Origin of the sequence: Bizionia sp., from assembly GCF_048259285.1 — a bacterium.
Taxonomy (GTDB): domain Bacteria; phylum Bacteroidota; class Bacteroidia; order Flavobacteriales; family Flavobacteriaceae; genus Algorimicrobium; species Algorimicrobium hallyeonense.
On record NZ_JBLXHU010000006.1, the window covers coordinates 149,159 to 156,852 of the forward strand.

General features: G+C 34.1%; 7 protein-coding genes and 1 tRNA gene. 3 read left to right on the forward strand and 5 right to left on the reverse strand.

Annotated elements, in window-relative coordinates; genetic code table 11:
• Positions 1-21: 21 nt before the first annotated feature.
• Entirely contained in the window at positions 22-2,028 is a 2,007-nt protein-coding gene (locus tag ACN0QX_RS05105; protein ID WP_417195776.1) for a glutamine--tRNA ligase/YqeY domain fusion protein, read from the reverse strand.
• Positions 2,029-2,128: 100 nt separating this feature from the next.
• Here ACN0QX_RS05105 and ACN0QX_RS05110 point away from each other — a divergent pair, with 100 nt between their 5' ends.
• From ACN0QX_RS05110 to ACN0QX_RS05120, 3 genes are all read left to right on the forward strand, one after another.
• Positions 2,129-2,338 (forward strand): zinc ribbon domain-containing protein, encoded by a 210-nt coding sequence (locus ACN0QX_RS05110; protein ID WP_248396897.1) that lies wholly within the window; start codon positions 2,129-2,131, stop codon positions 2,336-2,338.
• A 69-nt stretch (positions 2,339-2,407) separates the two neighbouring features.
• Positions 2,408-2,776, forward strand: coding sequence for a dihydroneopterin aldolase (folB, locus tag ACN0QX_RS05115; RefSeq protein ID WP_248396899.1), 369 nt, complete (start codon positions 2,408-2,410; stop codon positions 2,774-2,776).
• 78 nt (positions 2,777-2,854) lie between these two features.
• Positions 2,855-2,925: transfer RNA gene (locus ACN0QX_RS05120), tRNA-Cys, on the forward strand.
• Positions 2,926-3,124: 199 nt separating this feature from the next.
• Here ACN0QX_RS05120 and ACN0QX_RS05125 read toward each other — a convergent pair.
• Genes ACN0QX_RS05125 through ACN0QX_RS05140 form a run of 4 tightly spaced genes read right to left on the reverse strand, consistent with a single transcriptional unit; the run spans position 3,125 to position 7,515 of the window.
• Complete coding sequence (locus ACN0QX_RS05125; RefSeq protein WP_417195771.1) at positions 3,125-3,778, reverse strand: SUMF1/EgtB/PvdO family nonheme iron enzyme; 654 nt, start codon at positions 3,776-3,778, stop codon at positions 3,125-3,127.
• A 51-nt stretch (positions 3,779-3,829) separates the two neighbouring features.
• Positions 3,830-4,516: a LysE family translocator gene (locus tag ACN0QX_RS05130; protein ID WP_248396903.1), complete on the reverse strand. Its 687-nt coding sequence runs from the start codon at positions 4,514-4,516 to the stop codon at positions 3,830-3,832.
• Between the two features lie 45 nt (positions 4,517-4,561).
• The gene (locus ACN0QX_RS05135; protein ID WP_417195772.1) at positions 4,562-5,239 is read right to left on the reverse strand and encodes a head GIN domain-containing protein; all 678 of its coding nucleotides are present in this window, start codon (positions 5,237-5,239) and stop codon (positions 4,562-4,564) included.
• Between the two features lie 44 nt (positions 5,240-5,283).
• Positions 5,284-7,515 carry a ribonuclease R family protein gene (locus ACN0QX_RS05140; protein WP_417195773.1) on the reverse strand — a complete coding sequence of 744 codons (2,232 nt, stop codon included), beginning with the start codon at positions 7,513-7,515 and terminating at the stop codon, positions 5,284-5,286.
• Between the last annotated feature and the right edge of the window lie 179 nt (positions 7,516-7,694).

Here is a 7,694-nt window from a genome sequence, read left to right on the forward strand (position 1 = left end):
AATATTACGTTGTTGTCGTGGTTATAACGCTTTTGCTTCAGCCACCAACAAGTCATTTTTGTCATCTAAAGCTTTAGCTATAAAATCATTAATTTCAGAATTTCGTTCTAATCCATTATTCAGTAATACACCTAAGGTTATCATGGTAATAATTCGCGTTCCTACCTTTTTTGCAGACGTTCCAAACAAGGGTTCAACATCACTATAGCTTACATTTTGCGCCAATTCCTGAATTTCAGATTTTGCTTTTACGCGTTCATCATCTTTCATTCTATCATACTTTTTCCCGTATGATTTTATCTGCTCAATAGCTGGTCTATTAGATTGTTGGTTTTGTTTTTTTGCTGGCTGATTTTCATTATTTTTAGGAGCTTGTTTTGCCCATGTATCTCGTAATCCAACCGTTTTATTGAATACTAATTTTTCAGAGGTACTATCATCATCCACATTAAAATAACCCAAACGTTGAAATTGGAACCGCTCTCCTACTTTCGCTTCTAACAAACTTGGTTCTACAAAAGCATCAATTATTTTTAAAGATTCTGGATTTATAAATTCCATAAAATCTTTATCGGCATGACTATCTGGAGCTTCATCTAAAAACAATCTATCATATTCCCGAACTTCTGCTTTAATGGCATGCTTTATAGACACCCAATGCAAGGTTCCTTTTACTTTTTTCTCGGTATCTTCAGAATAGGTAGCATGAATTTCTGTAACGTTTCCATAAGCATCTTTCACTACACCTTCTGCTTTGATGATGTAGGCATTTTTCAAGCGGACTTCACCGCCTAATTTCAATCGGAAAAATTTACTACTTGCTTCTTCTTTAAAATCGTCTTTTTCAATATACAACTCACGTGAAAAAGGTACTTTTCTAAAACCTGCCGAATCATCTTCCTGATTATTTTCAGCTTCCAACCACTCCTCTTGTCCTTCAGGATAATTGGTAATGACTAATTTAACTGGATCTAAAACAGCCATCACCCGCGGTGCCGTTTTATTTAAATCCTCACGAATGCAGAATTCTAAAAGTGATACATCAATAACGTTATCACGTTTGGCTACACCTACTTTATCAATAAACTGTCTGATGGAATCTGGTGTGTAACCACGACGACGCAACCCTGAAATGGTTGGCATTCGTGGATCGTCCCAACCGCTTACAACACCTTGCTCAACCAATTTAAGCAACTTACGTTTACTCATAATGGTATAACTTAAGTTCAAACGGGCAAATTCACGTTGTTTAGGAAGCATTGGTAAGGCTTCTGGCTGGTATTTATACACTTGCTCCTTGAACCAGTCGTAAAGCTCTCTATGCGGCTTAAATTCAAGGGAGCATAAAGAATGTGAAATTTGTTCCATATAATCACTTTCACCATGGGTCCAGTCGTACATAGGATAAATACACCAATCATTTCCTGTCCTGTGATGTGATTTTTTTAAAATACGGTACATCAACGGATCACGCATTAACATATTAGGATGTTGCATATCAATTTTTGCACGCAATACATGAGAACCTTCTGGAAATTCTCCAGCTTTCATGCGCTGAAATAAATCCAAATTTTCTTCAATACTCCGGTTTCGGTATGGACCATCAACACCAGGTTGCGTTGGCGTACCTTTCTGTTCAGCCATAGCTTCGCTGGATTGCGAATCTACATAAGCTTTTCCTTCTTTGATTAACGCTACTGCCCAATCATATAACTGCTGAAAATAATCAGATGAATACAATTCATTAGCCCATTGATAGCCTAACCATGCAATATCACGTTTTATAGCATCTACATATTCCTGCTCTTCTTTGGCGGGATTGGTATCATCAAAACGTAAGTTTACAGGTGCTTGGTATTTTTCACCCAAGCCAAAACTAATACCAATAGCTTTGGTGTGACCAATATGTAAATAACCATTCGGTTCTGGAGGAAAACGGAAGCGAAGTGCTTCTTTTTCCAATCCATTCCTTAAATCTTCTTCTATAATATGCTCAATAAAATTGAGTGATTTTGTTTCTTCAGACATACGCTGTTCTCTATTGGAAATATGAAGCACAAAATTAGTTAATTTTAGACTAATTGTAACATTTGAATGATTTTTCATACCTATAATTAAAACTTATACCATGCAACATAGAAATTACGAATGTCCAAAATGCCATAATCGGACTTACGATATGGATCAAATGCAGGCAACGGGCGGTTTGTTTACAAAACTTTTTAACATCCAGAATAAAAAATTTACCTCTGTAACATGTGAAAAATGTACATATACCGAATTTTATAAATCTAAAACTAGTAGCATTAGCAATATCTTTGACTTCTTTACAAATTAAATGACTTTACACTATTAATTTCTTTCAGAATTTCTCTTGCAGTCACGTTCTGAATAGTATTTTTGCAATATGGGAACAATTAAAGTTGAAAATATTCGGGTATTTGCCAATCATGGTTGCTTAAAAGAAGAAACCAAAATTGGTAGCGATTACCGTGTGGATTTAGAAATAAAAGCCAATTTACAAACATCAGCCAAAACAGATTTACTTCAAGATACGGTTGATTATGTGTTTCTAAATAAGGTGATTCGGGAAGAAATGGCACAACCTTCTTACTTATTAGAAACGGTGGCCAAACGTATTTTAAATCGTATTTTTAAAGAAGATATTATGGTTAGCAAAGCCACGGTTTGGGTCAGTAAAATTAACCCACCTATTGGAGGCGATGTGGAAATGGTAACTATAAAAATGAGTGACAAGCGAAAAAAGCAAAAGTAAGTAGCGAAAAAGTTATATTTTTTTTACATTTGCCATCCTATTATAAAATATGGGATATCTTTACACGAAAGTATATTAGGTGTCGTGGCCGAGTGGCTAGGCAGTGGTCTGCAACACCATCTACAGCGGTTCGAATCCGCTCGACACCTCAAAGAAACCTTCAACTTACGTTGGAGGTTTTTTAATTCTAATTTTTAAGAAAAATTGATTAAAGAAAATCCATCTACAACGGTTCTCCGGAAGTTTCGGGACGCTCGACAATTTTAAAATTTTTCGGATTTAGACCTATAACAGGTTTCAAAAACCTGTTAGGTCATTAAGTAAACAAGCTTATTAAATAGCGACGTATTACTTCGTTGTCACTTCACAGATGCAGCGAAAACCTGTGTAGGTATTTGGTAATATAATTTGAGTTTCAGATTTCCAATTCTCACCAAAATAGTGATCATCACCAGTAATTTCCGAAATATTATAGCTAACATAATTCTTTTTAGGATGTTTCTTTATTTTTAATTCTAATGGATTATCTGCTTCATAAGCTTTAAAACGCTTTGAAGCTTTAAAATATGCTTCAGCCTTTTCAAATTCTATAGTGGTTGGCAGTCTATAGAGAACCATTTTATTGTTCTCTGGAAAATTTGTATCCCATAAAAGTTGAACCCTTTCTGTACGCCATTTACAGTAATATTCTGCCTGTTTTCGAGTAATATGAAGCTTTGGAAAGAACTGGTATTTGGGGTTTTTGCTATACATATCAATCCAATTACCATCCACATTAGAACCGTTAGAAACAATTAGAGTAATAGGCGCTTTTTCGTTATTAGAGTCCAAACTATAAAATAATTCCTGATACATGTTGTTCGTTATAGGCGACTTATCCATAAACAAACTATCATTAATTTTAAGCGTTCCTGGTGGAATTAACGCTGTTTGTGCATGTAAGAATTGAAAGCTACATACAATAAGTAGAATAAATAAAAATTGATTATTTGTAGATTGCATGCTGTAAATTTTTGGGAGTTGATAACTTAAATTTAAGTTGATTAGAACCAATTATTCTGATTTAAAAATTTCAATATTATCAAGCTTATGCTTTAAACGTTCTTTTTCTTTCGGAAAAAACCCCTGTAGAAGCAGTAAAATACCAAAACCCATAATGACTAGCGATACAATCTTCTTTGTTTTAAAAATGCGTCTGGGTGTGAGTTTGTTTTTAAGCGTTTTTGCCGCCAGTATTTTAAGTAAATCCACAATAAAATAAACAACCAAAATAGTTCCTAAAAACACAAATAAACCTTGTTCGGTTTCTGTTAGCGAGTTCCCTATTACAATAAAACCTAACCAACCCAATAATACACCAATATTGATAAAATTGAGTAAAAACCCTTTAATAAAGAGCTTTCCGAAGTTCTTTTTTAATTCAACTGTATGAAATTCGCGCACAATATCCCGAAAGGATTTGGCGGTTTTTGTAAAGGATATAAAACCGTAGACAGCCAACAAAACACCTCCAAAAATGAGGAAGTTTGGATCGTCTTTAATCTTATCAAGAAGTTTAGTGGTACTGTAATATGCTACCACTATAAATAAAATATCAGCTAGAATAACACCAAAATCAAATATTAAAGCACTTTTAATACCTTTAGTAGCACTGGTTTCTAGAAGAACAAAAAACACAGGGCCAATGGTAAAAGATAATAGTATTCCGAAAGGAATAGCTGCTAAAATATCGTCAGTCATAAATTTTAAAAAGCAATTTCTACAAATTTATGAAAATCCTAGGTATTAATCCTTACGAATTATTTTTCCGCCAAAAACAGTATTTTCTTCAACCAATTTTGGATTTCCATATATATACACGCTACCTCCAGCACGTACTTTGGCCTCTACTTTTTCAGACGCTTTAACATGAACTTCACCAGCCGCTCGGATAACCACTTTTGCTGTTTCACTTTCTAATTCCTTTCCAAGAAAAGAACCACCTGTTGATACATCGATATCCTGATTTTTAGTGTGTCCACTAACGCGTATAACACCACCCGTTGTGGCTTTAACTTCTAGAAAGGTAATATCTTGAACCATGAGTTTTATGCTGCCACCTTCTTGCGCATTTAATTCAATTTCAAACTGGTTAAAAACCTCATTAGAACCTACAAAGGCACCTTCATTTACATCAATCAAATCAATTTGTTTGTAGTATAATTCAACAGTTGTTTCGTCTCCATCAAACAGTTTTTCTAGAGACATTCTCACTTTTAGTTTACCATTTTTGTTAACAATAACAACATCTTCCGTGTTTTTTCCTGTGATGATAATTTTATTTTCATCCGATTTTATTAAGGCGACTTCTATCCTATCGTAAACTTTAAGTTCATTAAAATCGCCTAGCATTTTTTCAGTTTGTGCTGGACTTATTTGGGTTGTTGATACGATTAGAACGAGTGCAAAAAGAAATTTTTTCATGGTCATTGAGGATTATTTTATATTAAAAATACACGTTGCAAAAACTATTCCTGATGTTTTCCTATTAGGTAAAAATCTAAATGTTTTTTAACTAAATCTGTATTTTTAACTTTAACAACGACCTCATCACCCAATTGGTACATGGTTTTAGAATTTTTTCCAATTAATGCATAATGATCTTCATCAAATTGGTAATGATCGTCTTTCATATCACGAACACTCACCATGCCTTCACATTTATTTTCAATAATTTCTATATAAATTCCCCAATCGGTTACACCTGAAATAACACCTACAAAATTTTCATCTTTATGGTCTTCCATAAAGCGAATTTGCATGTATTTAATAGAGTCACGTTCCGCTTTTGTGGCTAAATTTTCCATATTGCTGGAATGGTTACATTTATCTTCATAAATATCCGCGTTAGCAGATGGTTGACCATCTAAATACAGTTGTAATAATCGGTGTGCCATAACATCTGGATACCGACGAATTGGTGATGTAAAGTGACTGTAATAATCAAAAGCTAAACCGTAATGACCAATGTTGTGCGTGGTATATTCGGCTTTACTCATAGTTCGTATGGTTAAGGTATCAACTAAGTTCTGTTCTTTTTTACCGTTTACACTACTTAATAAATTATTTAAAGATGATGCTGTGGTTTTTTTATCCTTGAAATTCAATTTATAACCAAAACGACTCACTACATTTTGCAGTGCGGCCAGTTTACTGTCATCTGGTTCATCATGAACACGATAAATGAAGGTTTTTTTCTGTTTACCAACAAATTCCGAAACTTTTCGGTTTGCTAATAACATAAATTCTTCAATCATTTTGTTGGCATCTTTTGATGTTTTAAAGAATACCCCAACTGGATTTGCATCTTGATCCAAATTGAATTTTACTTCCACTTTATCAAACGAAATAGCGCCTGAACGCATCCGTTTTGAACGCATTTTTTTAGCAAAAGCATCCATTTTTAAAACGGCTTGAGCTATTTCTGGCGTTGTTTGATATTCCTTTCCTGAGATGGCTACATCTGGAGGTATGGTTGTATCTATTTTTTTGGGATTATTGGATACATCGTCTGCGCTCATGGCGTCATTATGCTCAATGATAGCTTGAGCTTCTTCGTAAGCAAAACGTGCATCTGAATAAGTAACGGTTCTACCAAACCATTCGTGTACCACTTCGGCTTTATCATTCATTTTAAAAACGGCCGAAAAGGTATATTTCTCTTCATTAGGACGTAATGAACAGGCATTATTTGATAGTACTTCTGGTAACATAGGTACCACGCGATCTACTAAATAAACCGATGTTGCACGCTCATAGGCTTCATCATCTAAAATGGTTCCAGGTTGTAAGTAATGCGACACATCTGCAATGTGAATTCCAATTTCATAAAGTCCATTGTCTAACACTTTAAATGATAGAGCATCATCAAAATCCTTGGCATCTTTTGGGTCAATGGTAAAGGTTAAATCCTCACGCATATCCCGGCGTTTAGCAATTTCTTCTTTCGTAATTGATGTATCAATTTTATTAGCAAAATCCTCTACTTCTTTCGGAAATTCTAATGGCAACCCATATTCCGCTAAAATGGCATGAATTTCGGTATTGTGTTCACCTGGTCTTCCTAAAACTTCTATAACTTTTCCGTTAGGAGAATCGGCTTTTTCTGGCCATTCTTCTAATGAAACTAATACTTTATCGCCATCTTTAGCTTTCATGGTTTTGTTGATTGGTACAAAAATATCTGTGTACATTTTGTTACTATCAACTACCACAAAGGCGTAGTTTTTATTCAGTTGAATAACACCAACATATTCCGTTTTAGCCCGTTTTATAATTTGGGTAATTTCGCCTTCACGCTTACCACCTTTTAATCGTTTATACGCGTAGAATTCCACCTCATCGCCATGAAGCGCTTTATTCATATTGTTTGAAGCAATGTATACATCATCTTCAAAATCGTCTGAAATAATATAACCAGCACCTCTGGATGCCATATCCACACGACCAGTATGGTACTCTGTAGAAATTATGGCTTTAAATTTTCCACGTTCTACTTCTTCAATCTCTTGTTTTGCTTTAAGTTGTTGAAGTTTTTTTATAATCTGATTGCGGCTACTAGCATCGTTAACACCAATTTTAGCAGCAATTTGTTTATAGTTAAAGGATTGGTTTCTGTCTTTTTTTAATATACTTAAGATTGTATTAGTCAAATTGGAAATCTTGTTATTAGAAGGTTTCCTGTGTTTCTTTTTTGTCATTTAAATTGTAATAATTTTATTCCCTTGAATCCTAATAGTTATCAGGAAGGAATCTTATAGTTTTATAAAAATAATACATTTAAGGAAGAGATTAACGCTTTCACTTTAATTATTAGTAGTGAATAGGTTACTAAAGGTATTAATTTCAAGCAAAGCTACGGTTTTAATATTAAATGATA

What these genes read in the sequence shown, in the direction of transcription:
- ACN0QX_RS05110 (WP_248396897.1), top strand. Translation starts at nt 2,129, where the DNA reads ATGCAACATAGAAATTACGAATGTCCAAAATGCCATAATCGGACTTAC.
- ACN0QX_RS05140 (WP_417195773.1), bottom strand. Translation starts at nt 7,515, where the DNA reads ATGACAAAAAAGAAACACAGGAAACCTTCTAATAACAAGATTTCCAAT.
- ACN0QX_RS05130 (WP_248396903.1), bottom strand. Translation starts at nt 4,516, where the DNA reads ATGACTGACGATATTTTAGCAGCTATTCCTTTCGGAATACTATTATCT.
- ACN0QX_RS05105 (WP_417195776.1), bottom strand. Translation starts at nt 2,028, where the DNA reads ATGTCTGAAGAAACAAAATCACTCAATTTTATTGAGCATATTATAGAA.
- ACN0QX_RS05135 (WP_417195772.1), bottom strand. Translation starts at nt 5,239, where the DNA reads ATGAAAAAATTTCTTTTTGCACTCGTTCTAATCGTATCAACAACCCAA.
- ACN0QX_RS05125 (WP_417195771.1), bottom strand. Translation starts at nt 3,778, where the DNA reads ATGCAATCTACAAATAATCAATTTTTATTTATTCTACTTATTGTATGT.
- folB (WP_248396899.1), top strand. Translation starts at nt 2,408, where the DNA reads ATGGGAACAATTAAAGTTGAAAATATTCGGGTATTTGCCAATCATGGT.